General features: G+C 47.1%; 25 protein-coding genes. 2 read left to right on the top strand and 23 right to left on the bottom strand.

Annotated features, from left to right (window positions below):
- The 6 genes from PVA01S_RS15405 to PVA01S_RS15380 form a co-directional block, all read right to left on the bottom strand.
- Positions 1 to 1104 (bottom strand): Fe(3+) ABC transporter substrate-binding protein, encoded by a 1104-nt coding sequence (locus PVA01S_RS15405; protein WP_054796612.1) that lies wholly within the window; start codon positions 1102 to 1104, stop codon positions 1 to 3.
- Positions 1105 to 1227: 123 nt separating this feature from the next.
- A complete protein-coding gene (locus tag PVA01S_RS15400) occupies positions 1228 to 2649 on the bottom strand; it encodes a HAMP domain-containing histidine kinase (RefSeq protein WP_127608349.1) in 1422 nt (473 codons plus the stop codon).
- Positions 2646 to 3323 (bottom strand): response regulator transcription factor, encoded by a 678-nt coding sequence (locus tag PVA01S_RS15395; protein WP_127608348.1) that lies wholly within the window; start codon positions 3321 to 3323, stop codon positions 2646 to 2648. Before PVA01S_RS15395 ends, PVA01S_RS15400 begins: the two co-directional genes overlap by 4 nt.
- Before the next feature lie 172 nt (positions 3324 to 3495).
- On the bottom strand, positions 3496 to 4137 hold the full coding sequence (locus PVA01S_RS15390; protein WP_127608347.1) for an S-layer homology domain-containing protein: 642 nt from the start codon (positions 4135 to 4137) through the stop codon (positions 3496 to 3498).
- Complete coding sequence (locus PVA01S_RS15385; RefSeq protein WP_127608346.1) at positions 4134 to 4775, bottom strand: hypothetical protein; 642 nt, start codon at positions 4773 to 4775, stop codon at positions 4134 to 4136. The genes PVA01S_RS15390 and PVA01S_RS15385 overlap by 4 nt, the downstream gene beginning before the upstream one ends.
- Positions 4772 to 4972 (bottom strand): glycerophosphodiester phosphodiesterase, encoded by a 201-nt coding sequence (locus PVA01S_RS15380; protein WP_164751851.1) that lies wholly within the window; start codon positions 4970 to 4972, stop codon positions 4772 to 4774. Before PVA01S_RS15380 ends, PVA01S_RS15385 begins: the two co-directional genes overlap by 4 nt.
- A 321-nt stretch (positions 4973 to 5293) precedes the next feature.
- Here PVA01S_RS15380 and PVA01S_RS15375 point away from each other — a divergent pair, with 321 nt between their 5' ends.
- Positions 5294 to 5986, top strand: coding sequence for a helix-turn-helix transcriptional regulator (locus PVA01S_RS15375; protein WP_164751850.1), 693 nt, complete (start codon positions 5294 to 5296; stop codon positions 5984 to 5986).
- Positions 5987 to 6075: 89 nt separating this feature from the next.
- On the opposite strand, the gene PVA01S_RS15370 is transcribed toward PVA01S_RS15375, so the two are convergent.
- From PVA01S_RS15370 to PVA01S_RS15360, 3 genes are all read right to left on the bottom strand, one after another.
- A complete protein-coding gene (locus tag PVA01S_RS15370; protein WP_127608386.1) occupies positions 6076 to 7167 on the bottom strand; it encodes an NAD(P)-dependent alcohol dehydrogenase in 1092 nt (363 codons plus the stop codon).
- 102 nt (positions 7168 to 7269) lie between these two features.
- A complete protein-coding gene (locus tag PVA01S_RS15365; RefSeq protein WP_127608343.1) occupies positions 7270 to 8202 on the bottom strand; it encodes an alpha/beta hydrolase in 933 nt (310 codons plus the stop codon).
- Between the two features lie 38 nt (positions 8203 to 8240).
- Complete coding sequence (locus PVA01S_RS15360) at positions 8241 to 9893, bottom strand: flavin-containing monooxygenase (RefSeq protein ID WP_127608342.1); 1653 nt, start codon at positions 9891 to 9893, stop codon at positions 8241 to 8243.
- A 336-nt stretch (positions 9894 to 10229) separates the two neighbouring features.
- Here PVA01S_RS15360 and PVA01S_RS15355 point away from each other — a divergent pair, with 336 nt between their 5' ends.
- Positions 10230 to 10424 carry a hypothetical protein gene (locus PVA01S_RS15355; protein WP_054796608.1) on the top strand — a complete coding sequence of 65 codons (195 nt, stop codon included), beginning with the start codon at positions 10230 to 10232 and terminating at the stop codon, positions 10422 to 10424.
- A 16-nt stretch (positions 10425 to 10440) separates the two neighbouring features.
- Here PVA01S_RS15355 and PVA01S_RS26670 read toward each other — a convergent pair whose 3' ends face one another.
- The 14 genes from PVA01S_RS26670 to PVA01S_RS15290 all read right to left on the bottom strand — a co-directional run bounded on the left by PVA01S_RS26670 (position 10441) and on the right by PVA01S_RS15290 (position 23456).
- Positions 10441 to 10578, bottom strand: a complete 138-nt coding sequence (locus PVA01S_RS26670; RefSeq protein ID WP_155615124.1) for a hypothetical protein — start codon at positions 10576 to 10578, stop codon at positions 10441 to 10443.
- Between the two features lie 210 nt (positions 10579 to 10788).
- Entirely contained in the window at positions 10789 to 11202 is a 414-nt protein-coding gene (locus PVA01S_RS15350) for a hypothetical protein (RefSeq protein WP_127608341.1), read from the bottom strand.
- A gap of 23 nt (positions 11203 to 11225) precedes the next feature.
- Positions 11226 to 11648 carry a hypothetical protein gene (locus tag PVA01S_RS15345; RefSeq protein WP_127608340.1) on the bottom strand — a complete coding sequence of 141 codons (423 nt, stop codon included), beginning with the start codon at positions 11646 to 11648 and terminating at the stop codon, positions 11226 to 11228.
- 591 nt (positions 11649 to 12239) lie between these two features.
- Positions 12240 to 12935, bottom strand: a complete 696-nt coding sequence (locus PVA01S_RS15340; RefSeq protein WP_054798517.1) for a response regulator transcription factor — start codon at positions 12933 to 12935, stop codon at positions 12240 to 12242.
- Between the two features lie 17 nt (positions 12936 to 12952).
- Positions 12953 to 14386, bottom strand: coding sequence for a sensor histidine kinase (locus PVA01S_RS15335; protein WP_127608339.1), 1434 nt, complete (start codon positions 14384 to 14386; stop codon positions 12953 to 12955).
- A gap of 13 nt (positions 14387 to 14399) precedes the next feature.
- The gene (locus PVA01S_RS15330; RefSeq protein ID WP_127608338.1) at positions 14400 to 15152 is read right to left on the bottom strand and encodes an ABC transporter permease; all 753 of its coding nucleotides are present in this window, start codon (positions 15150 to 15152) and stop codon (positions 14400 to 14402) included.
- Positions 15139 to 15876, bottom strand: a complete 738-nt coding sequence (locus tag PVA01S_RS15325; RefSeq protein ID WP_127608337.1) for an ABC transporter ATP-binding protein — start codon at positions 15874 to 15876, stop codon at positions 15139 to 15141. The genes PVA01S_RS15330 and PVA01S_RS15325 overlap by 14 nt, the downstream gene beginning before the upstream one ends.
- 63 nt (positions 15877 to 15939) lie before the next feature.
- Positions 15940 to 17214 carry a hypothetical protein gene (locus PVA01S_RS15320; protein ID WP_127608336.1) on the bottom strand — a complete coding sequence of 425 codons (1275 nt, stop codon included), beginning with the start codon at positions 17212 to 17214 and terminating at the stop codon, positions 15940 to 15942.
- Between the two features lie 252 nt (positions 17215 to 17466).
- Positions 17467 to 18996 (bottom strand): alkyl hydroperoxide reductase subunit F, encoded by a 1530-nt coding sequence (ahpF, locus tag PVA01S_RS15315; protein WP_127608335.1) that lies wholly within the window; start codon positions 18994 to 18996, stop codon positions 17467 to 17469.
- Positions 18997 to 19008: 12 nt separating this feature from the next.
- Positions 19009 to 19572: an alkyl hydroperoxide reductase subunit C gene (gene ahpC, locus PVA01S_RS15310; RefSeq protein WP_054799352.1), complete on the bottom strand. Its 564-nt coding sequence runs from the start codon at positions 19570 to 19572 to the stop codon at positions 19009 to 19011.
- Positions 19573 to 19783: 211 nt separating this feature from the next.
- Positions 19784 to 20683 carry an NAD(P)-dependent oxidoreductase gene (locus PVA01S_RS15305; protein ID WP_127608334.1) on the bottom strand — a complete coding sequence of 300 codons (900 nt, stop codon included), beginning with the start codon at positions 20681 to 20683 and terminating at the stop codon, positions 19784 to 19786.
- 275 nt (positions 20684 to 20958) lie between these two features.
- Positions 20959 to 21600 (bottom strand): GntR family transcriptional regulator, encoded by a 642-nt coding sequence (locus tag PVA01S_RS15300; RefSeq protein ID WP_127608333.1) that lies wholly within the window; start codon positions 21598 to 21600, stop codon positions 20959 to 20961.
- Positions 21601 to 22026: 426 nt separating this feature from the next.
- Positions 22027 to 22725, bottom strand: coding sequence for a 4-carboxy-4-hydroxy-2-oxoadipate aldolase/oxaloacetate decarboxylase (locus tag PVA01S_RS15295; protein WP_127608385.1), 699 nt, complete (start codon positions 22723 to 22725; stop codon positions 22027 to 22029).
- Complete coding sequence (locus PVA01S_RS15290; protein ID WP_174817587.1) at positions 22725 to 23456, bottom strand: PIG-L deacetylase family protein; 732 nt, start codon at positions 23454 to 23456, stop codon at positions 22725 to 22727. The genes PVA01S_RS15295 and PVA01S_RS15290 overlap by 1 nt, the downstream gene beginning before the upstream one ends.
- Positions 23457 to 23477: the final 21 nt, after the last annotated feature.

Below are 23477 nucleotides of genomic sequence, written 5' to 3'. Positions count from 1 at the left end.
TTATTTCCAGTTCACCTTGTTCATGATCTCTATAGCCTTCTTGTTATGCTCGCCCAGCTTCGAGAAGTCGAGCTGCTGCACCTTGAATTCGCCCCACTCCTTCAGCAGCGCCGGCTTCTCGGCTTCGACATTGACCGGGAATTCGAAGCTTCCGGCTGCAAGCGTCGTCTGTGTCTCCTTGCTTGTCAGATACTCGATCAGTTTGACGGCGTTCTCCTTGTTCTTCGCATGCGCAGTCAGTCCGACGCCGCTAATGTTAAGATGCGTGCCGGTCGTGTTCTGGTTCGGGAAGAAGACGCCGATCTGCTCGGCTACCTTGACCTCCTCCGCTTCCTTCGAATGCAGCATCTGTCCAACATAATACGTATTCATGATGGCCACGTCGCCAACCTTGGCGGCGATCGCCTTCGCTTGGTCGCGGTCTCCTCCATCCGGCTTTTGAGCCAGGTTGTTCACCAGCCCCTTCGCCCACTGTTCGGCTTGCTCTTCGCCATTCAGCTCGATCAGCGATGCGAGAAGCGATTGATTGTACAGGTTGGAAGACGAGCGCACGAGCACTTTGCCCTTCCATTTCTCGTTTGTCAGATCCTCGTAAGTGGACAACTGATCCGGCGTTACCCGGTCCTTGGCATAAACAATGACGCGTGCGCGGGTAGCATAGCCGATCCAGTTATTATCCTTATCGCGAAGGTTCGCCGGTACGTTGGCATTCACGACATCGGACTGGACGGGCTGAAGTACGCCGTTCTGCTTCGCGTAGTTTAATACGCCGCCATCAACGGTGATGAACAAATCCGCCTCGGAACTCTCGCCTTCCCGTTTCAGGCGCTCCACCAGCTCCTCGGCCGTACCTTTGATCTCATTGACCTTAATGCCTGTCCGCTTCTCGAATTCGTCGAAAATTTGGAAGTCGATATCGTAATGGCGTGCCGTGAATATATTAACGACCTGCTCCTTCTTCGGCGCTTCAGTGCTAGCAGGCGCCTCCTTTGCCGGAGCATTGCCCGCTTCTTGATTCCCTGTATTTCCAGCGCCGCAGCCTGCCAGCGCTATGGCCATCATTAGCGTTAGTACGATCATGCCCACGAAGTATTTCTTTCTCATTTCGGTCCGACCTCTCATTCTGATAGTTTATTTGTGATAATGAATATCATTACCAACTCATTGTAACGAACGAAAATGAGAAAATGCTGTGAAAACGAAAAAAGTTTTCTATTCGAGCCGCACTCACTTGATCTTCTCAGGAAACGTAACCGTTACGGTTGTACCTTCATTCAGACGGCTGTCTATTTGAATCGTTCCGCCGCAGCCCTCGGCCAGCCGCTTGGCAATGGGCAAACCGAGCCCATAGCCGCCCTGCTCTCCGCTTCGCGACTTATCCGCGCGGTAGAAGCGGTCCCAGACGTAAGGCAAGCTTTCCTCTGAAATCCCGATGCCGCAGTCGATCACCGCAAGGGTGGCTTGCCCGTCCGAAGCCGCTCCACGGATTCGAACGGTGCGGCTGTCGCCTGAATATTTGACCGCATTGTCCATGAGGATAATAAAAATCTGCTCCAGATGCTGTTCGGAAATCGCAAGCCTGATGCCCCCCAAGTCTTCGAGCTCCGCTTCGAATCGGAACGACGGGTACAGGGCGGCTGCATGCTTGATCAGCCGCGACAGAATCGGCGTCGGGTCTGCTTCCCTTGCTTCGTCGCCGCTGACAGACCGCTCCGCCCTCGACAGACGAAGCAGCTCTTGCACCAACCCCTTCAAGCGGGCCAGCTCGTGAAGGGAGATGTCCAGCGACTCCTCAAGAACGGCCGGGTCCTGCTTGCCCCAGCGCCGCAGCATGGCCAGATGACCCTCCAATATCGCGATCGGTGTCCGCAGCTCATGCGACGCGTCCTCGACAAATTGCCGCTGCTGTGCGAAGGAGCGCTCGACCTGGTCCATCATTTCGTTGAATAGGTTCATCAGCGAATGGATCTCGTCCTTCGATCCGGTAAGCTGGATCCGCTCTTGAAGCCCATTCTGCTTGACGCGCTGCATCGTTTCGTTCATCGCCTGAAGCGGCCGCAGCAGTTGGCGCGCCAACAGTCTGCCGCCGAAGGCACTGACCATGACCGCCCCCAGTCCGCATAGAAGCATCACTTGCAGGAAAGCGTTGATCAGCTTCCCGAAGTCTTCCATACTCTTCACGATTTCAACGGTGCCATGGAATTCGAAGATCGTAAACGGGCTTCGCATGACCAGCATGTTATCCAGACTGAACGAATGGTTATCGTTAGCCCTCAGTACAGCGTCATTGTCCGCTATCCACTCATTCGGAAAATCATCCGATACCGCAATGATCGGCAAGCCCTTCTCATCGAACACGCGGATAAGCTGGGAAGATTGATTCACCTTCTCCAGATAGCTGCGTATGCGCGAGTACTCAGACTCCTCGAAGCGAAACTCCTTCTCCAGCAGCACATTCAGTATTTCCCTCATATCCTGCTGTGTGCTTGCCTGCTCCTCCTTTATCATCCACCGCTCGACGAATACATATTGGACGATGTTATAAGCTCCGAACAGCAGGAACAGCAAGAGAGCTGACCATAGGGTCAGCTTCCATTTGATCGGCAGAGCGTGATAGCGTATAGGAAATCGGTAACGTTCCGCCTTCATTTGCGCATCACATAGCCAATGCCACGAACCGTCTGGATATAGCTGGCTTCTCCTTCGGTATCGATCTTGTTGCGGAGATAACGCACATAGACGTCAACGACATTCGTATCGACTACCGTATCGAAGCCCCACACCATATCAAGCAGCGTCTCCCTCGGCAGCACGCGGTTCAGATTTTTCATGAACGTCTCCAGCAAGGCATATTCCCGTTTCGTCAGCTCAATCGTTCTGGAGTCCTTGATTACAACTCTGGCATCCACATCGAGAACAAGATCATGGAACGCAAGCAGCTGCCGCTGCTGTTCCTCCGCCTCCTCCTGCCTGCGGAATACGACACGTATGCGCGCAAGCAGTTCCTCGATTGCGAACGGCTTTGGAATATAATCGTCAGCGCCGTTATCCAGACCGGATACGCGATCCGTCACGCTGTCTCTGGCCGTGATCATGATGATCGGCACCTTCTTGGCGGCTCTGATCTGCCTGCATACCTCAATTCCGTCCATTGCCGGGAGCATCAGATCGAGCAGAATAAGATCCCAGCTCTCCCGGATTGCCAGTTCAAGACCGCTCTTGCCGTCCGCTGCGAGCGCAATCTCGAACGCTTCATGGCGCAGCTCCAGTTCGAGGAACCGCGATAGATTCTTCTCATCCTCAATTAGCAATATCCGTTTCATCCTTCGCCCGCCCTAATCGCATCTACATTCTCTATTGATCTTCATTGTAAATGATAATATTTCTCAACGTCAATCATGAGAATTAACAGATGAGGCCCGATTAGCTTGAGATTCAGCTAATGCGGGCCTCGGCAATGACATGCTGGAAGATCCTCTATATCCTAAATCATGTTTACGGGAAAAGTTGAAGCTTGTTCATCAAATTGTAAACGGCTTGCACGCTTTCGGCACGGTTGGCTTGACCTTGAGGTACCATCAGTCCCTCGCTTCGGCCGGAGATTAGGTCGAATTGATAAGCCGCATTAACTCCTTCTTGCGCCCACGCACTCATATCTTTAGAGTCGCTGAAGGCGCTGATCGCATTGCCCGTTGCTCGCCGTTTCGTCTGAAGTTCATAAGCCCGTACCAGAAGGACCGCCATTTGCTCACGGGTTATGGTCCGGTCAGGCGCGAACAAATCCGGCTCTCCCCCTTGGACGAGGCCCGCCTGGGAGGCTGTGGCGATCGGGGACGCATACCACTTGTCGGCCGACACATCGCGGAATGATGCCGAAGGCTCGGGATTCAAGCCAAGCAGGCGTACCAGAAGTGCCGTAAACTCCGCACGGGTGACCGGCTGCTCCGGGGAAAAGAGAGTCTGGCTTGTCCCTTCCACAATATGTTTAGCCGCAAACTGCTTAATGACCGGCGCAGCCCAGTGATCGTTCGGAACGTCGGAGAACGTTTTCTCGAACTCCAGCACGCCATATTTGCTAAAATGATACGTTTGTCCTTCTACGAATTCGTCTTTTACCCGACCGCTGACGAATGTCAAGTCCCCGTTATCGCTAATATGGTATAAGCCTGCAAGCCTCGGATTCGTGTCTGCGCGTTTTGCTGCACATTCCCGTTCGACTGGCTTACCGCGTTTTTCAACACCGATGCAGGCAGGGTTATCTGTATTCCCGAAGCCTGCACTTCAAGCGACTTGGAAACCAGCCAATCATCAACATTGGCAGGCAGCACGAGCTGCTGCTGTTCGCCCTTAAGCTTGAATGAACTTTGGGCGGATTTGAGCTCTTCTGCTGAAGGTTCATACTTCTTCGGATCGGTATTGACGGATGAAGGGGTTGAACCGACTGAGGTGTCGGTATCCGTGTTGGTATTATTACGGTTTGGCAGCACTTGAATGGCCGCCTCGTACTTGGCGTTGCCATAAACGGCAGTGATCACGCTGGTTCCCGCCGCCAACGCCACAATGGAGCCCGGCCGCACAGCTATCGTATCCAGATGACTGCTTGTAACTGCAGCAAAGGCTGTAACGTCCAGGCTGGGGCCATTCCTATAATCGGCATAGACAGCCAGCGAAACCGTATCGCCCGCATACATGGATGCCGGAAGACCTCTGATTGCGACAGCCTTCAATTCAGGTTGTTCCGGTTGCTGCGGAGATTCCGTCTCTTCTCCCATCACCGTGTTTCCATCCAGTTGGCGTAATCCGTAATGATCCCTGGCAGTCCCATTTTCATCAAATCCTGCATATCTTTCTTGGTCTCAACCGTATAGGCGTAGATCGGGAGTCCCCGGTGCTTGGCACACGAGACCAATTCCGGCGTAATCGCATTGAAATCGATATTTAATAACGTGTTCTCCTGGATGTTATCCGTCACGACCTGTTCAGCGGATTGAAGCGCTATCCCCGGAGACGGCTTGACACCTGCATAATTGTAGCCTCGCCCCAGCTCCGGATTTAACCGGGCGTTATCTAGGTATCAACGGATTGTTAGGATCATGTAAAGACCACCGCCGTTCAGCAAATGTCGCTATTTCATCTCTACCCACAATTTCTTCTCAACATCCATCCTTTTTAGTGCCTGAAGATTTCATAAATATCACAATGTAAGCGGTTGTAAAATGTTTATTTATGCTTTATAATTTTTTCAACCGCTTGAGTTCATCTGAGAATGACTTTCCAAAAGGGAAGTGATTGGTTGCTCGATACTGTGATGAAAGATTATCTCCAGATGATTTACACGGCCGCATATCATGAAGACAAGATCGTCCTCACTGCAAGAGGATTCACGGAACTCTTCCCTTTTTCAGGTGTTCATTTATACAGTTATTCGCCGTTAAGCGAGATTATCGAAGGCATTTTGCAAATTACCGACCAGGGAACCAGCCCCTTGAAAATTCGAGACGATGTGCGCAACCTCCCCCTTCTTCGTAAAGCAATTCGAATACAACAAGCGGTGTATGCCGAAGGATCAGAATTAATTCGGCTTTCGCCTGAGAAGTATTTGAAAATGGAATTTTACAAGTCTTTTGTCTTAGCCGTTCCTATTCCTTGTAATACAACAGTAGTTGGATATGCTTGTCCCGGGCAATATACAGGCTCAAAACCGATAGGCGACGATCTTCTTCAGGCACTCACTTTATACGGGCAGCTGGCAGGTAAAGCCATTCGATCTATGAATCCTATTGATAACCCTAGTAAACTGAGCGACCGTGAGATCGCCGTTTTACAAAGAATGTCTTTTGGAGAGAGTGTGAAAGAGATGTCGGAGTTTATGGGGATTAGTCAATTCACCGTTCAGGATTATGTTAAATCCGTGACCAAGAAAATGACTGCGCACAATCGGGTTCAAGCTGTCGCAGAAGCGATACGGCAGGGAATCATAAAATAACATGTAAAAAGCGAGGCCATCTAAATGAAAATCAAGCTCCAGACAACTTCGCTGGAGCTTGATTCTCTGCAAGAAATACTTCGGAATACCTACATTTTCAAGACCGGCTTAACCGTTTTCCCCGTATGCGAATCCTCAAAAGCCTCATTGATCTCATCAAAATTGTAAAACTTAATCAGTTTATTGAACGGGAATTGACCACGTTTGTAATACTCAATTAACTTCGGAATAAATACCTGCGGAACAGCGTCGCCTTCAACCACCCCAACCATTGTTTTTCCATCCGCCATCAGATCTTGGTGGATATTGAACGTTACTTCTCCCGTTGCCCCGACAATGGCGACTGTCCCTCTGTTTTTTAACGCTTGTACGGATTGGCGCACGACCACAGGAACTCCCGTCGTTTCGATGGCATAGTGGGCCCCCCCATTCGTCATCTCTTTGATTTGTGCTACCACGTCTACCACTTCTTTTCCATTTAATGCATGGGTGGCACCCAGCTCCATGGCTAACTCTAAACGATGATCATGTACATCAATGGCTATAATTTTAGAACATCCGGCAATTTTCGCAGCCATGACTGCACTAAGCCCAACCGCGCCGCATCCATATATGGCAATCGTAGAACCGAATTCAGGCTTTAATTTATTCAATACCGTCCCGCTTCCGGTTTGGATTCCGCAGCCTAGTGGTCCAAGCAGAGCCAGATCTACATCTTTGTCTACTTTTACGAGGTTTTTCTCGTTGGCCACGACATAGGTGCTAAATGAAGATTGTCCGAAAAAAGTGGAAACTTCCTGCTCCTTATAGAAGATCCTGTGGGTGTGATCGCTCATCCTTCCGCCAAAATTCAATGGGTTTAACTCGTTGCACGTTGTTGGATGCCCAGTTAAACATTCCTCGCATTGGCCGCAGGAAGAAAAAGATAGGACAACATGATCCCCTGGACGCACAGTCCTTACATTGAATCCAATTTTTTCTACAATCCCGGAGCCCTCATGCCCTAGAACAGCCGGCAACGGTACAGGAGCGATTTGGTCTCTGACTATGGCATCCGTGTGGCAAACACCCGATGCCACAACTTTGATTAAGACTTCATTCTCTTTGGGTTCCGACAGAATCACCGTTTCTATTTTAAAAGCCGAGCCCTTATGATGGGTTACGGCAGCTTTGATTAACAGAGGAAGACCTCCCTTTTCCATGGATTAAATTTGTGGTTCGATGACCAGTGGGCCAATCCTTTCGCCATCTCCATAAATATATTTGCTAATCCTGTCTGGTATTCATCTGCCAGAGACCGTTCTCAAATAATTAGCCACCCGATCAATCGCATGCTTCCCTTGATCCAATATCCCTGCAAACCAAAAGAATCCGTGAATCATTCCTTCATAGCACTCGTATTCCACGGAAACCCCGGAATCTTTCAGACGGGCTGCATATTGAGCTCCCTCATCGCGAAGCGGATCATATTGAGCTGTAAGGATTAGTGCGGGAGGCAGCCCGCTTAAACTATTGGCGAGCAACGGGGAAACATATACGTTCTGAATGTCATCTTCGGATCCCAGATAGTGCTTCCGGAACCAAAGCATGTCATCTTCGGTTAGATTATATCCTTGGCCATTTTCTTTGTACGAGTTGCTATTGCAGGAAAAGTCAGTCACCGGATAGAGCAATACTTGAGAAACAATTGTAGGTCCCCCCCGCTCCTGTGCCAGGATTGCAACAACGGCTGCCAGGTTTCCCCCCGCACTGTCTCCGCCGACAGCTATTCGGGAAGCATCTCCTTGAAAGGTGGATGCCTGATTGCTTACCCATTCAAGGGCAGCGTATCCATCCTCAACAGGTACCGGAAATTTATATTCGGGAGAGAGCCTGTAATCTACGGAAACGACAACCGAACGCGCAGCATTGGTAAGATTTCGGCACGGTCTATCCACGGTTTCCAAATCACCGAACACATAGCCTCCACCGTGAAAAAAGACGAGAATGGGAAAGGGGCCTTCCCCCTCGGGTCTATAAATTCGGACTTTAATTTGACCATCGGGAACAGAAATATGGCGGTCTTCCACCTGGGCAACCGCTTCAATTTCTCCACCCAGAGCGTGCATCTGGGCGAATAAGGCCCGACTTTCTTCAGGTGTCATCATCTTCAAAGGCGGTGTGCCACCCGATTTGATTAAATCCAAGAATGCCGCTGCTTGAGGATCCAAAGTCATGATAATAAAACCTCCTTTGCCAATCTCTGATTATATGCTTAGTGGATGGAAAAGGATATCAAAGAGAATCCCTCGTAACCCTTATCCGCAACTTCGTTGCATATCTGGCGGTAGGGTCCAACACCCCCCAGATAAATCGGGAATCCAAGCGGCTTATCTGCGATATTCGCACCCGTGTACCAGGAGTCGGTCTTGGTATAGAGCGTGGAGTCGGCCACCTCTCTGCAATGCTTGCTCCATCCCTCTTCTGCCTCCGCCTTGGCCTCAATCGTCTCCACACCATGCTCGCGCATATATTGGATACAATCCGCAATCCATTCCACGTGCTGCTCAATAGATACAAGCATGTTGGTCACGACGGAAGGACTCTCAGGACCTGTAATCATGAAAAAATTCGGGAAACCAGCGGTAGCTATTCCGAGGTACGTCCTTGTCTGCGCTCCCTCCGCCCATTTTTCCTTTAACGCCGCCCCGTCTCTACCACGGATATCGATTTTGAACAACGGTCCTGTCATCGCGTCGTAGCCGGTAGCAAAAACGAGGATGTCCAGTTCATACTCCATATCCGATGTTCGCAGCCCCTTGGGCGTGATCTCCTGAATAGCCGCTTGCCTTACATCTACTAAGGTAACGTTCTCGCGGTTATAGGTCTCGAAATAATTGGTGTCTATCACTGGACGTTTGGTGGCGAAATAGTACTTTGGCATCAACTTCTCGGCCACCGCGGGGTCAACTACGATCTCCCGTATCTTGGAGCGGACGAAATCGGCGATAGTCTCGTTGGCTGCTTCGTCAAAGACCAAGTCCTTATAGGTAAACGGAAGTGCTTGCCCGCCTTGCTCCCAGGCCTCCTCGAATACCCGCTGGCGTTCTTCCGGTGTATCATCGAGCACCGACCGATCACGGGGCATATACGGAGTGCCCATGAACGATTCGCGTATTTGTCGTTTAATCGTACTGTAGTTGTCTTTCGTTTGACGTATGAATTCCGGGTCCAACGGATGGTTTTGCGCTGGCGTGCTATACTGTGGGGTCCGCTGAAAGACCATTAGGCGGTCTGCCTCTTGTGCAATGGCCGGTATGACCTGAACGCCCGTACAGCCGGTACCGATGACACCGACCCGTTTACCCTGGAAATCCACCTTGTCGTGCGGCCAATGTCCGGCGTGGTACCAGTCACCCTCGAAGCTATCTAAGCCCTTAAATGTAGGAATACTGCCGGCAGAAAGACAACCTACTCCCGTGATGAAGTACTTAGCCGATACGCTAGTGCCATCGTCCATGTTGATTTGCCATCTATTCGTCGTCTCGTTGTAATGAGCAGCAGTGATGCGCGTCTTGAATTGGATGTCCCGACGCAGGTCGAACTTGTCTGCCACGTAGTTGAGATAGCTTAGGATTTCAGGCTGTTCGGCGTATCTGGAAGACCATGTCCATTCCTGAAGAAGCTCATCAGAGAAAGTGTAGTTATAATAGATGCTTTCAATGTCGCAGCGCGCTCCGGGATAACGATTCCAATACCAAACACCTCCAACCCCATCGCCTGCCTCGTAAGCACGGGTGGAGAAACCTGCCTCACGTAGGCGATAAACCATATACAAGCCCGAAAATCCTGCCCCGACAACGACCGCGTCGAAGTTGGCAACCTCCTTCGTTTCTGTTTTCTGGTGTTTCTGTTGAGCAGCGTTCATTCTTGTTCCTCCCTTACCTAAGTAGACTCCTATGTTCGCCGAGGCAGTTGTCTTACCTTGAAGTTAAGCGCTTACATGTTTCATTTTAGAGCTTAGCTCCCGATAGGAAAATTCCCAAAATTCTTTAATTTTCACACCTTAAAATCTACATGTTTTCCTGATATTGGGCATAGCCCTCCCCCAAAACAGGGGTGCATCCAATACTTGATTTCCTTAAGCTCTCGTAGCAGGCCCTTTGCAGCTGAACAAAAAAAGCTGCCAGTCGGCAGCATCAATTATTTGTATGATTTTAACTTCCAGTAAACCCAAAGCCATTTTTCCATAGGAGATTAGACAATGAAAAACGAAACAAAGAAGATGATCGCATACTGGGTAACTACCATATTCGGCCCGGTGAGTTTCGTAATCGGCGATTTCCTCTTCATCACCCACGGGGAGCACCAAGTGGAGCAGCTGAACCACAAAGAACAGATCGTCAACACGATCTGCCGCCAATTACTATGTAGTAAAACAAGCGGTGAGATACGATGATTCACCTTCAGGGGGTTCACTCCCCATCCTTTGCTGTCATGGGCTTTTTTCCAAGGTTCAATCGATCCACAATTTGATCGACTGCTTCTTGTTTCATGCTGCTGTTCGTTATCAGCTGAGAGAGAATTTTCGTTACATCGATAGATGTCTTCATGATTTATCCCCTATTCAGTATTTTTTGAGGTGTTGTAACCAGCTCAGCGAGCTTGTTACGTACTGCCTTTATGGAAGGACTCCGCAGATCCCCGTTGGCCTCCCATTCCTCCGCGGTCATCATGGTCTTTCTGAAGAATCCGCACTCTGGTCGCTTTTGTTCATCTTCACCAGTGACCGAACACCAGGTTATCATACTCATACTATAGACTTATTCTACCCATAAAAAAATCCCCAAAGCGGGGGAGAAGGAGGGGGGAATTTCCGTGCTCCGAGGGAGATGAATACATGCTTCTATAGCAAGTTCAGTTCCTTCCCCCGCTGCAGGGCTTGCAGCCTGCTGTTGCAAAGCTTCCGGATATGCCCCATATTCCGTAAGCACCTTGGCTAGCTGAAGATATTCTATGACATGATGCAGTGAAACTGTATCCGTGTGTTTGTAGCCGCAAGTTTGCAGCCAAGCGTCCACGTCTTCCAGGGAACCTTTATTGAGTGACAAAAAAGCTTTCTCCCTCTCCAACTTTTTCAAAAAGAGATGCTTATCCGGCGAATCGATCTTCGGCTTTATCTGTTCAAGTTTCGGCGTAGTGCTGCCCCATAAGAAAGTGCTCCACGACCTCTTCAAAAAAGCCTTGCTTCTCCAACCAATTAGCCGCATGCAAATTCAATCGTTTGAAACGTTCGGGATACTTTCCAAGAGAAAAGACTGAATCTCTTGAGACTGATGGCGAAGCACTTCCTGAAAAAGATAATCGGATATAATGCGATGCTCACCATTGAAAGCATGAATAAATCCGTGAACATCGTCACTGCCTTGCAGCGATATCGCAGCAAGATGCAAACCGCTGATCCACCTGCCGCAGGGAAGGGCAATTGAATGCGACTCGCTATATATAAATGGATATTCTCCGGCACATTCTCAAGCAATCGCACCACCGATGCGTGAATGGAAGAAAGATGAATCGTGTGATAATCGTCTAAAATGATCGCCAATTCCTCGCCGCGGATGCTAAACTCATGAATCATCGCTGCAAGTAAAGGCTCAACAGCTCCGGTTTTCAGCGCAGACAAATACGGATCCATAGCCGTGGCAAAAGAAGGAGTCTTGCTGTCAAAAGCCGCGATGATATAGCTCCAAAACTGATACAGATCATTATCTTGCGAATCCAGGGAAACCCATGCGGCGGGTATCTCGCTTTACTGTACCCACTGACTCAAAGCTGTTGTCTTTCCGTACCCCCCAGGGGCCGTCACGAAAGTCAGTTTCGTATGCAATCCCTCATTCAGCATCTCCATGATCGGTAGGCGTTCCATAAGCACATGACGTCGTGAATACGGAATGTGTAGCTTTGTCGATAAAATCATCGCCCGATACCCCTTTTTGCCGCTCTTATCCTTAAATAGATTATATATAAATAATAGCAACTTTCGTAGAGCAAACATAAAATACCCGTTATCAAAAAAGGATAGGTCGCTGAGATGAGCTTTTTCGAAATGCAGCCACAATAAAAAAAACTTTGCAAGAGATTCCTTGCAAAGCGTTTACGATTCTTCAAATGCATCTCATTATTCAGCTATTCATTATTATTCATTCACATTTCAGAATCACTGCCGCCTGTCAAGGCGAAAACCGTACCTGACAGGCTCTCTTTAGATTCGTTGTCAAACCATAAACCTGTACCCGGATCCCCAGACCGTACCTATATATTGAGGCTTGGACGGGTTCTCCTCGATTTTCTCCCTGATCCGGGCGATGTGTACCGTAACCGTAGACGCATCACCAAGCGCATCCATCCCCCAAATCCGTTCGAAAAGCTCTTCCTTGCCGAATACCCGATTGGCATTTTGCAAGAGAAACAGAAGCAGGTCAAATTCCTTATGAGCCATCGTTACCTCTTTCCCGTTCACAAAAACCCTTCTGGAATCTTTTTGGACCTCTAGTCCCCTGACCTGGATCTTGCTGACCTCATCAACCTTACCAAACCGTTCTTTCATCCGCTCAAACTTGTTCAGATGAGCGTTAACCCGAGCCACCAGTTCACCGGAGCTGAAAGGCTTTGTAATATAGTCATCCGCGCCGAGACCGAAACCGTTAATTTTATAAATTTCCTCCGCCCTGGCCGATACAAGAAGCACGGGAATGTCCTCCTTCTCGCGGATCGTTTTCAAAACCTCAAATCCGTCCATCCCCGGCAGCATAATGTCCAGAATAATAAGGTCAAACGCTTCCTCCTCAAGGACTTTCAAACCGTCCGTTCCGCTATTCACGATCTTAACTGAAAAGCCGCTCAGCTCAAGATAATCCTTTTGCAGATTTGCTATACTTTGATCGTCCTCAATAATCAGTATCCTTTTCATCCTAACCTCCAAAAATGCTAAAACTTTTTCAGAGATATCATCATGCGGGTTCCTTCCCCTACTGAGCTTCTGACCCAAATTTTTCCTTCGTGACCTTCCACAATTTGTTGAGCAATAGCCAGCCCAAGGCCGCTGCCGTCCGCACTCTTTCTTGACGGATCCGCACGATAAAATCTCTCAAAAATATGGGGAAGGTCGTTCTCGGGTATTCCTTTTCCATTGTCCCTGATTTCTATTATAGCGGATGTCCGTGTTTCCCTTAATATAATATGAACCTGTCCGTCAGCCTTTTCCATGTACTTCTTGGCGTTGTCAAGAATGTTTTGAATGACCCGTTTTAACCTTTCTCTATCGATTAAGACATAGACGGTCTCCTTCAATTCACTGATAAGCGCCAGTTTTATATTCGCCTTTTCATATTCATAGCGATGGTCAGAAACGCAATCCTCGAAGTATGGCTCCAGATTCGTTTTCTCAAAATGATAAGGGATTTGGTTCAAATCCAGCTTGGAGTACAACAGAAGATCATCAATCATGGCGTTCACCAGAATCGCCTTTGATCGTGCCGTTTCCAGGTATTCCTCCATTTTTTCCGGTGTTTTGGCTACCCCGTCGATAATGCCTTCGATATATCCTTTAATGGAAGTAACAGGGGTCTTTAAGTCGTGAGAGATGCTGGATACCAGAAACTTTCTGTTTTCATCGTATTTCTGCTGCAGATAAATAGACTCCTTCAGCTTAATCCTCATGAACTCCAGCGTCCTGCACAGTTCCCTGACCTCTCCTTCGCCTTCCTCCGCAATCCCGCAGCTTAAATCGCCTTCACTAATTTTAACAGCGGCATCCCTCAGCCTGGAAATAGGTGTAATGATGCCGCGGGAGAACCGGTAGGAAACCCAAAAGTTCATGATCAAAAAAGAAAGGATAAAAAAGCAGACCGTAAAAATGCCAAGAAACAGGTAAAAGCCCGTTTTCAGCTTGATCGGCGCAAGCAGCAGCAAAACGCCCTCATCTCCCGAATGAAGGCTATAGTCCGCTCTGGCAAACATAAAGGTTCTGCCATCCAGCTCTAAAGTATCAAGATTAGGCGCATTGTCGGATAGCATCAAGCTTTTTTCAATATCGATTTCATTAAACTTTTTTGTGGAATATAATACTTCTCTGTTTTTCAAAATAACGGCATTAGCCCCCAAAGCCTTAACCCGATCGGACAGCTCCTGCTGATAGGGTTTATCAAGCAGCTGTTCGAACTCGAGTGTCTGCGCTGCCCTCTTGATCTCACCGATCCCCGACCTGACTTCAAAGATCCTTTTCAAATCGTTGATATCCGCTTCCGGGCCAACCACTTTCGTATAAGCGGCAACAAATATAATGACAGCCAAAACGGTTAATGCAATGGAAACCAGCACGGCGAGCGCATTCATCGTAAAAAAGCGTTTGGTTAATTGCATTGGAATTACCTTTCTATATATCCTTGCGGTCAAACAAATAATAACCCGCTGTAAATAACATTATACCACAGCCCGACATGATTAAGATCTGGCGGAAAATTTTAAAACCATTGACCGTTTCCGAAATCCAGAGCGTGTACCAGTCAAACATGGATGTGATAAAAAAACTCGAATAATTGGAAAAAACGATGCCTAAAAAGTTAAACCCGATAAAAACAATAATCGAGAGAAAAAAAACCGCCAGTCCTCCCCGAAGTATATTGGATAGCAATACAACGAGAAGGGCAAACACAAAAACAGGAAAAAACGTTGCGGCATATGACAAAACGACCCTTACGATACCGATCAGGCTGGCGGACGAAGGATTAAATATGAGCCCGGCCAGTAAAGAAAGAATCATGACAAACAGCAGGTTTGCAATAATGAACAAGGCTAAATTCAAAACCTTCGCGCTAAATACGCCGAATCTGGAAACAGGCCTTGTGAGCGTTATTTTCATTGTATTTGACGAAAATTCGCCGTTAAACATATCGATGGCTACAAAGGTTGCAAATAGAGGCAGGATCGTGTAAGTAAACATCGATAGAACCACTAAAGGAAATTCGTTGCTGCCTACAACTCTTAATCCAAGGCCATGCTTAATCGCCGTTACGGCAATTTGTCCAATCACAACGGCAAGAATGGACAAAATGGCGGCCGCTATCATTTTTTTCTTTTTCAACAGCTTGACGATTTCATTGATAAATGCAGCCTTAAACCCTGCCATTCCGGTCCACCTCACTAACAAAATAATTTTCAAGCGAAGAATAATTGGATAGGATATTTTGGGTATAATCCACATTGACAAGCTTTCCGCCGTAAACCACTCCGATTCTGGTGCAGGTAAGCTCCACATCATGAATCAGGTGACTGGAAATAAAGAACGTCGTGCCTTCTTCCTTGGCAAGCCGTTTAATCATCTTCCGCATATCCAGCATACCCTCGACATCAAGTCCGTTCAATGGCTCGTCCAATATTAACAGCTTTGGCTTCGACAGGATCGCTGCCGCTACCCCAAGCCTTTGTTTCATACCAAGCGAGAACTTTCTTGATTTTTCATGTTTATATTTTAACATGCCGGTGATTTCAAGACATTCGTCAATTCTTTGCTGGTCAACCTGCGGATAAAACCTGGCAAACAGCTTCAGGTTTTCGTTTGCCGTTAAATAAGGATACGACTCCGCTGTCTCGATAATACAGCCCACATGCTTCATAGCATTAACATAGTCCTCTAAAATGCTGGCGCCAAAAATCTTCACATCGCCGCGGTCCGGTTTCAGGAGTCCCGTCATCATTTTCATAGCGGTCGTCTTTCCTGCGCCATTTGGCCCCAAAAAACCGAATATATCGCCTTGATCGACTTCCAAATTCAAATCGCTGATTCCCCGGCCGTTTTTATATACTTTGGTTAAACCGGTGATTTCAATAGCTTTATTCGTCAATGATAACATCCCCCAATAAATATGACATGGCTGTCCCTAAAGTGAAGGTTCACTTTAGGGACAGCCTTTCGATTACTCTTCAAATACGCGGCTAAATTCCCCATCGAAATGTTGGTGACTGGTGTTGGATCTATACGAGTTATTGTCCAAGATCTCGATGTTCAGGTCGAGATAAATTTTTCCGGAGCCGCTCGGATGAAGCTGCCCGTTTTCTTGCTCGCCTTTAGCATTTGTATAAGTAAAGAAAGACATAGGCTTTGAATTGCTCGGATTATATTCAAAAGTAAAGTTATACTTGTCAGGATATTCGGCTTCGAATCCGGGCTTCACGGTTTCGTAATACTTGCCGGTCACTTTATTATTTTCCACGCTCGTGATTTCAAGGATTCTCTCACCGATTTTCACGAATTTCCCGTCTTTCTCGATAATGATGTTATTTTTATATTTCCCCGCATACTTACTGCTAAAGCCGCCGGACTGGCTTACCTTCTCGACGTTTGCGCCTGTCAGGTCAGGCTTTGTAATCTTCGTATTTCCAATGTCGGAAAGCTTGAGAACCACATTCAGCGATAAATCATGCTGTACTCCGCTTTTATCTTTCCCGGAGAGAATCACATCACCCGTCAAATTTTCCAATAATCCCGCTTTGTTTTCAACGGCTGTGCCCGATACCTTTTTAACAAAAATATCACTATCAATTTCCGGCAGCTTCGAATTTCTATCCATGCGGCTTTGGTCGCTAATCATCTGCTTTATACCGAAGGAAGAGACAGCATTTACTACGGCAGGCACTTGCGCCTCAGACAAGCTTCCCGAGTAAACTCGTCCGCCCTCAGGCCTTTCTTCAACCTGCACATAGTCTTTCAGATTGCCAACCAATGCGTCAACGATCTTCTCGACCTCTGGCGCCCCCTTCTCGTTAAAAGGGTTATCAAATCTGTTCCCGCTCCCCCTGTCTATATCGTCGGGGTATTCCGTCACATAATATTTGTCGTCCGTTCCGCTTTTCCAAATCGAAAGCTTTTGATCGGAATACGAGTAATTGGTTGTCGTTTCGCCATTTGAATATTGAGTCTTAGTAGAATTTTCAGATGCCTGCTTTTCATTATCGATTTTATTGAAGGTGGAGGCCTGAAGGAAGGTTTGATCGTTATCCTTCAGCGTGAACAGCGCCTCGACCGTGTAGTTGTTCAATCCCTTCTCCATCTGCGCGGAGGTATTTTTTACGGAATTCTTTAACCGGTCATAGCCTGAGCCAAGCGCCATATCGGCAAAGGCTGTGGATACAAAGACACACGCTCCGATCGTAAATGAGAGGACGCTAATCGATTTTTTACTGAGTTTCATTTCGGATCTCCTTTATTTCATATTGGGGAAACGTTTCCTTCCCTTTCATTATAATCAGGGCTTATTGAATCTATCTAAATAAACTATTAACAAATTATAAACTCAAGCCGGTGCAAAAATAACGAGGGCTGTGCTTGCATAACTTTGTCGTATTCTAGCCATAATAAATATCCCCTCCAAGATCAACAGTAAATGTCATTCCTTTTACTGTCTACTTAAAGGGGATAATATTAACGTAATATAATAATCTGGTTAATTACGGATTAGATAATCGAATGCGCCTAAGGCTGCATTAGCACCCGATCCCATAGAAATAATAATCTGCTTATACGGACTGTTTGTGCAGTCACCTGCTGCAAACACTCCAGGTACGTTCGTAGCGCCATGGCTATTTACAACGATCTCCCCGATGCGATTGCGTTCGACCGTATCGCCTAACCAATCGGTATTGGGTACAAGACCGATCTGAACAAACACGCCCTCCAATTCAATATGCTGAACCGCTCCTGTATCGCGCTCAATGTAGGAGATACCGTTTACCTTGTCAGTACCGGTAATTTCTTTGGTTTGAACGTTCTTTAGAACCGTTACGTTAGGCAGACTGTAAAGACGATCTTGTAATACAGCATCAGCTTTCAGCTCCGGCATAAACTCAAGAACGGTGACATGGCCCACAATGCCTGCAAGATCAATGGCCGCCTCAATACCGGAGTTACCGCCGCCAATAACCGCTACGCGTTTTCCTGTAAACAAAGGACCATCACAATGAGGGCAATAGGCTACACCTTTGTTCTTGAACTCCGCTTCGCCGGGTACGCCAACATTGCGCCAACGGGCACCTGTTGAAAGGATGACGGTCTTGCTCTTTAGAACAGCACCGTTTTCGAGTTCAACTTCGATGAAGTCCCTTTTTTCCAAACGCTTGGCGCGCTGTAATTTCATTACATCAATGCCATACTCTTTCACATGCTCTTCAAGACTCGCTGCGAGCTTAGGACCTTCGGTATATTTAACGCTAATAAAGTTCTCTATACCTACGGTGTCCATGACCTGACCGCCGAAGCGTTCCGCAACAATGCCTGTGCGAATGCCTTTACGTGCCGCATAGATCGCTGCACTTGCACCAGCTGGGCCGCCCCCGACAACAAGCACATCGTATGGATCCTTGTTATCAAAATCTGAAGCATCCGGAGCATTCCCCATCTTGGCAAGAATTTCCTCAAGCGTCATACGACCACTACCGAAGAATTCACCATTGAGGTAAACAGATGGCACGGCCATGATGTTCTTGCTTTCTGCCTCCGCTTTAAACGCCGCCCCGTCAATCATGCTATGCGTAATGCCTGGATTGAGGATGCTCATCAAGTTCAGTGCCTGAACAACATCGGGACAGTTGTGGCAGCTCAGGCTGATATAAGATTCAAAATGATATTCACCGCTGATGTTTTTAATCTGGTCAATTACGTTCTGTTCAACCTTCGGAGCTCGTCCACTAACCTGCAGCAGAGCTAACACCAATGAAGTAAATTCGTGTCCCAGAGGAATACCGGCAAAAGTTACCCCAGTATCTTCGCCCACACGATTCACACTAAAGCTCGGCGTTCTCGGTAATTTTGTTTTTTCTACCGTAATTCTGGACGACATGTTGGATATTTCATCCACTAAGGCCAGCATGTTAGTAGATACCGCATCGGACTCTGCGCTAACTTTGATTAGCACGTCGCCTTCCATGAGCTGAAGGTATTGGTTTAATTGTGCCTTGATATCCGCGTCTAGTATCATATTTCGAGCCCCTTAAATCTTTCCTACGAGTTCAAGGCTTGGCTTAAGTGTTTCAGCACCTTCCTGCCATTTAGCTGGGCAAACTTCGCCCGGGTTGTTTCGAACATACTGTGCTGCCTTGACCTTGCTAACAAGAATGCTTGCATCGCGACCGATGCCGCCAGCGTTGATTTCAACGGTTTGGATGATACCGTCCGGATCGATGATAAAAGTCCCGCGATCAGCCAGACCCTCTGACTCGATCAGCACATCGAAGTTGCGGGAAATCGTATGTGAAGGATCTCCGATCATAACGTAGGTAATTTTACCAATCGTTTCTGAGCTGTCGTGCCATGCCTTATGTGTAAAATGGGTATCGGTTGAAACGGAATACACTTCAACCCCGAGTCCCTTTAGGGTCTCGTATTGGTTTTGAAGATCCTCCAGCTCGGTTGGGCAAACGAATGTAAAGTCTGCAGGATAAAAGCAAACTACACTCCACTTCCCTTTTAGATCGGCTTCTGTAACTTCGATAAACTTACCATTTTGATACGCTGATGCTTTAAACGGTTTTACTTCGGTTCCAATTAGAGACATAATCCTTTTCCTCCTAAATGTACATCAAATCTTTAGTTGTATTTAGTGCTATAGAGATAATATCACTGTCAGCCATTATGTTCATGAAGGAACCATGAAAATAAAATGAAACCTTCATGAAGATGATGGATGAATCAGAAATACGATATAATCGTCCCCCTAACTCTCACATGATTCTCGTAAATTCTTTAAGCGTATACAGACGTCGCCATTAATTCGATACTTGTGAGATTTCATTTATCGCTTCAAGAACCTGCTCATACCGCTCAGGCGCATTCCCATTAAAGTACAGCTTTAAGTCCAGATCCACCAGATGCTGGAGCTTGATTTTGGTCGCTGCGGAAATAGCAAAATCAAGATTCAGCTCCCTTAAAGTGTTCGTGACCTCCTCCATTTCCGCTACTCTCCGTTCCGCATGAACGGCAGTACGAGTTATGAGCAGGTTAGCCAACTCCACTATGGAGCGATCACTCAAAGTCCCCCCGATGGATTGGATAATTTCCCGCTCAACACCGGATTTATGGGCCGCCGAAAGTGTTTCGAGCAACAATGCCGTAAACCCCTTCATAAACACACTACGGACCATCTTCATTGCGGAAGAACTTCCCGCCTTGTCATTAATGACAGTTATGTTCATTCCGTATGCGCCCATCAGATCCGCAAACCGCGAAGCTCCGTTGCCGCTCACGGAAATCGGAACTTTGTGCCGATAGGGCGGCACCGCTTCCATTACTGCCGCATCCACAAATAGTGCGCCCGAAGCACCTATTATCGTGGCTATCTCCTTTTTAACCGTCGGTGATGCCGAATTCAAATCCGCATACAGTTGGTTATCCTTCACAAATTTAACGGCATCTTCAGCAATTTTTACCGCATATTTCGCACTCGTTGCACAAAGGATGACATCACTGCTTTCTATAAGCTGCTGCAGCGATGAAACTAACGATACATGCGCAGCTTGTGCGCGTTCTTTGATGAGCGGACCGTAGGCTAAATCCTCCAACATCGCATCAAAGGCAACTATTTGTTCAATTCCTTCCGACCATAGTCCGCTGCTGATATGAAACGCCGCTTCTCCGAAACCGATAAAGCCAATTCTCGGCACACCCATGATTCATTACACCTCGTTGTTTAGTATATAGACGGTCGTTATCAGTTGATTGCCCATGTTTTTTTCCCGTTCAAAATCTACTAAATTGCGCTTCCATTTTCACCCGTAACCAACGGCTTACCGTCAGAGCGTAAAAAAACAAACAAAAACAGACGTGACTGAAAGTTTCGCCTACCCAGACCAAATTTCATTTTCACGTCTTATTTGTTTTCTGAAAGAAGTTCCTTATTCACATTCCCGCGGAATGGATTAATACCGAAAATAGGGAGGGCCTTTCACAATAAAATCAAATGATTGTCCCGTATGGTACGACGTACATTCGAGATATGTGCCCTCATCGCTTCTTCCGCTTCTTTCTCATCGCGATTTTTTAGTGCTTGAAATATTCTTGTATGCTCTTCGAGCGACTGTTGATTTCTTCCTGGGACCAAAACGGAACGAATATCCACTCTTGACAATTGAGTTTTGATCAGATTAATCAGTTCTACTGACTGTATGTTTTTTGAGGACTTATAAATAATATTGTGAAACTGTTTATTCAGGGCCGAGTATTGAGTAAAGTTGCCGTTTTGAACTTGTATTTCCATATCCTTCAAAATTTGACCCAGTTCCTTGATATCCGCATCGCTCATCTGATGGATGGCCGATTTTATAGTGAGAACTTCCAAAGCTTCTCTAATTTCCAGATAATTTAAAATTTCCTCCAATGTGAAGGATTTAATGGTTGCCCCTTTATTTTCCTCCATCTCCACCAAATTTTCCTGTTCGAGTTTTAACAACGCTTTTTTTATTGTATTTCTGCTCACGCCTATTTCATCAGCAAGTTGAATTTCAGTCAGCTTTTGAGAAGGTTTATAGGTATTGTTTAAAATTCTTTCTTTTATATATACATATGCGGTTTCCATTTGTGCGCTCATAATTAACCCCACGATACAAAAGTATTAAATCAAAATCGTACTACAATTTTGATTTACAAAAAATATACTGGTTTTGTTGAAAAAAGTCAACAAATGTAGTTCCTTTCATGCATAAAAAAAGAATAAATACCTTTCAATGATTTGTGGAAACAGTCGAAAATCCTTTATATTTCGAACTATTTCCACAACCACTTCCTTCTCTGCGGCTAACTATTCTTGGACGGACAGCAGAATGGAGGCCAGCTCCTCAGGTGCCGAATAAAATGGAGAATGATCGGTGTCTATTGTGAAAACTTTTTTACATGGCGATTCCATGCCAAGCACCATGAATCAACACATAAGTCGACATTGTTTTATTCACCCTTATCATCTTATTCACATTCGAATGAAGACCGATTCCCGTTACAATTCCGGTGCTGTATGCGCTTATGCCTTCACTTGATCTTCGTCCTCATAATAATGAACATTCTCCCGCTGCAAAACTTCCCGCAGCTGATAAAAATCGAGGCTAAGCTCTCCTCTTGCAATTTTTTCTTTCGTGCCTTCCTCTTTCCGCATTCTCTGTTTAGACGCTTCCAGCGTAGATCGTATGTCATCACGCTTCACAACCACGATACCGTCATCATCCGCCATCATAAGATCCCCCGGATTCACCGCGGCGCCGCCACATACCGCCGGAGCATTTACCCATCCGCCCCGGGTTTTCACCGCGCCCTGTGAGTGAATCGCTTTCGTCCAGATCGGAAACCCGAGCTCCCTGATTTGAGCCGCATCGCGAATTCCGGATTCTGTGATGACGCCTTTTACGCCGCGTTTCATTAACGCCATGACGATCAGCTCACCGATCATTCCGATGGCATTTTCACCAATGGTGCTGATGACAAGAATATCGCCGGGCCTGCACACTTCAATGGCGGCGTGGATCATCAAGTTGTCCCCAGCATAGCAAACAGCCGTTACCGCCGGGCCGCAAATTGCGGCCCCGCTTGATATCGACTTGATCTCCCGGCTCAAAAGGCCTATCTTCCCCTGAGCTTCGTGAACGGTAGAAACATCCAGCTTCGAATATTCTGCTATAAGTTGCTCATCCGGCCGCTTGATATTTTTGACGACGTACTTATTCATCACACAAATTCTCCTCCCACATAAGGAAAGAACCGGCTGAAAGCCTCCGCATATTTATACTGGTTGTTTCCCGATACCCGGCGTGCATGGTTGCCTCTCAGCCTGGCTTTTGCATCATAGTAATCATGCAAATGTTTTTGCGCTTTAAAAGCTTCCATCGCAGCTAATTTTTGTTCATAGGTTTCCGTAATATCAAGGATAAGTTCAGGTTTAAAGTCACTAATTTCCGATTGATGCGGCTCGAAGCCGAATATACGTGATTGTTTAGCCGTTGCCGTTCCGTCGATTCTAACGCCGTTAGAGGTTGACAATACGCTCGCATCAAAAACGAATTTACCCACCGTTTCATGATCCGGATTGAAGGCGTCTTTGAATCCGTGCGTCAGAATGTCGTGCGGCCTCACTTCCCTAATCTTGCGTACGAGCCGCTCCATCCGCTCTTCGCCCAATTGCATATGGTAATCCTGATAGTCCCAGTACTCCATATCGGTTATTCCCAAAGCCTGTGCGGCTTCCTCAATCTCGCTTCTGCGTATTTTCTTCACATTGTCATAGGTTTGCCCTTCGATGTTCCAAAGATCGTTGGATTCCCCCCGGATCCCATAACTCAAAATGACGAGGGATACATGGGCGCCATGCTTGACGTACTTCGCAATGGTGCCGCCTCCCCGCCATACAAAGTCGGCGGCGTGAGCGCTTACAACTAATAAATTCGTATTGCTGTCAATCATAGTCTATCCCTCCTTGGCTGA

Source organism: Paenibacillus validus NBRC 15382 (assembly GCF_004000985.1).
Classification (GTDB): domain Bacteria; phylum Bacillota; class Bacilli; order Paenibacillales; family NBRC-103111; genus Paenibacillus_G; species Paenibacillus_G validus.
Note: the sequence above shows the minus strand (reverse complement) of the source record. Positions and strands in the feature narration are given on the sequence as shown.

Coding starts and splice junctions, on each gene's coding strand:
- PVA01S_RS15405 (WP_054796612.1), bottom strand. CDS start 1,104: ATGAGAAAGAAATACTTCGTGGGCATGATCGTACTAACGCTAATGATG.
- PVA01S_RS15400 (WP_127608349.1), bottom strand. CDS start 2,649: ATGAAGGCGGAACGTTACCGATTTCCTATACGCTATCACGCTCTGCCG.
- PVA01S_RS15395 (WP_127608348.1), bottom strand. CDS start 3,323: ATGAAACGGATATTGCTAATTGAGGATGAGAAGAATCTATCGCGGTTC.
- PVA01S_RS15365 (WP_127608343.1), bottom strand. CDS start 8,202: ATGACTTTGGATCCTCAAGCAGCGGCATTCTTGGATTTAATCAAATCG.
- PVA01S_RS15360 (WP_127608342.1), bottom strand. CDS start 9,893: ATGAACGCTGCTCAACAGAAACACCAGAAAACAGAAACGAAGGAGGTT.
- PVA01S_RS15355 (WP_054796608.1), top strand. CDS start 10,230: ATGAAAAACGAAACAAAGAAGATGATCGCATACTGGGTAACTACCATA.
- PVA01S_RS26670 (WP_155615124.1), bottom strand. CDS start 10,578: ATGAAGACATCTATCGATGTAACGAAAATTCTCTCTCAGCTGATAACG.
- PVA01S_RS15340 (WP_054798517.1), bottom strand. CDS start 12,935: ATGAAAAGGATACTGATTATTGAGGACGATCAAAGTATAGCAAATCTG.
- PVA01S_RS15335 (WP_127608339.1), bottom strand. CDS start 14,386: ATGCAATTAACCAAACGCTTTTTTACGATGAATGCGCTCGCCGTGCTG.
- PVA01S_RS15330 (WP_127608338.1), bottom strand. CDS start 15,152: ATGGCAGGGTTTAAGGCTGCATTTATCAATGAAATCGTCAAGCTGTTG.
- PVA01S_RS15325 (WP_127608337.1), bottom strand. CDS start 15,876: ATGTTATCATTGACGAATAAAGCTATTGAAATCACCGGTTTAACCAAA.
- PVA01S_RS15320 (WP_127608336.1), bottom strand. CDS start 17,214: ATGAAACTCAGTAAAAAATCGATTAGCGTCCTCTCATTTACGATCGGA.
- ahpF (WP_127608335.1), bottom strand. CDS start 18,996: ATGATACTAGACGCGGATATCAAGGCACAATTAAACCAATACCTTCAG.
- ahpC (WP_054799352.1), bottom strand. CDS start 19,572: ATGTCTCTAATTGGAACCGAAGTAAAACCGTTTAAAGCATCAGCGTAT.
- PVA01S_RS15305 (WP_127608334.1), bottom strand. CDS start 20,683: ATGGGTGTGCCGAGAATTGGCTTTATCGGTTTCGGAGAAGCGGCGTTT.
- PVA01S_RS15300 (WP_127608333.1), bottom strand. CDS start 21,600: ATGAGCGCACAAATGGAAACCGCATATGTATATATAAAAGAAAGAATT.
- PVA01S_RS15295 (WP_127608385.1), bottom strand. CDS start 22,725: ATGAATAAGTACGTCGTCAAAAATATCAAGCGGCCGGATGAGCAACTT.
- PVA01S_RS15290 (WP_174817587.1), bottom strand. CDS start 23,456: ATGATTGACAGCAATACGAATTTATTAGTTGTAAGCGCTCACGCCGCC.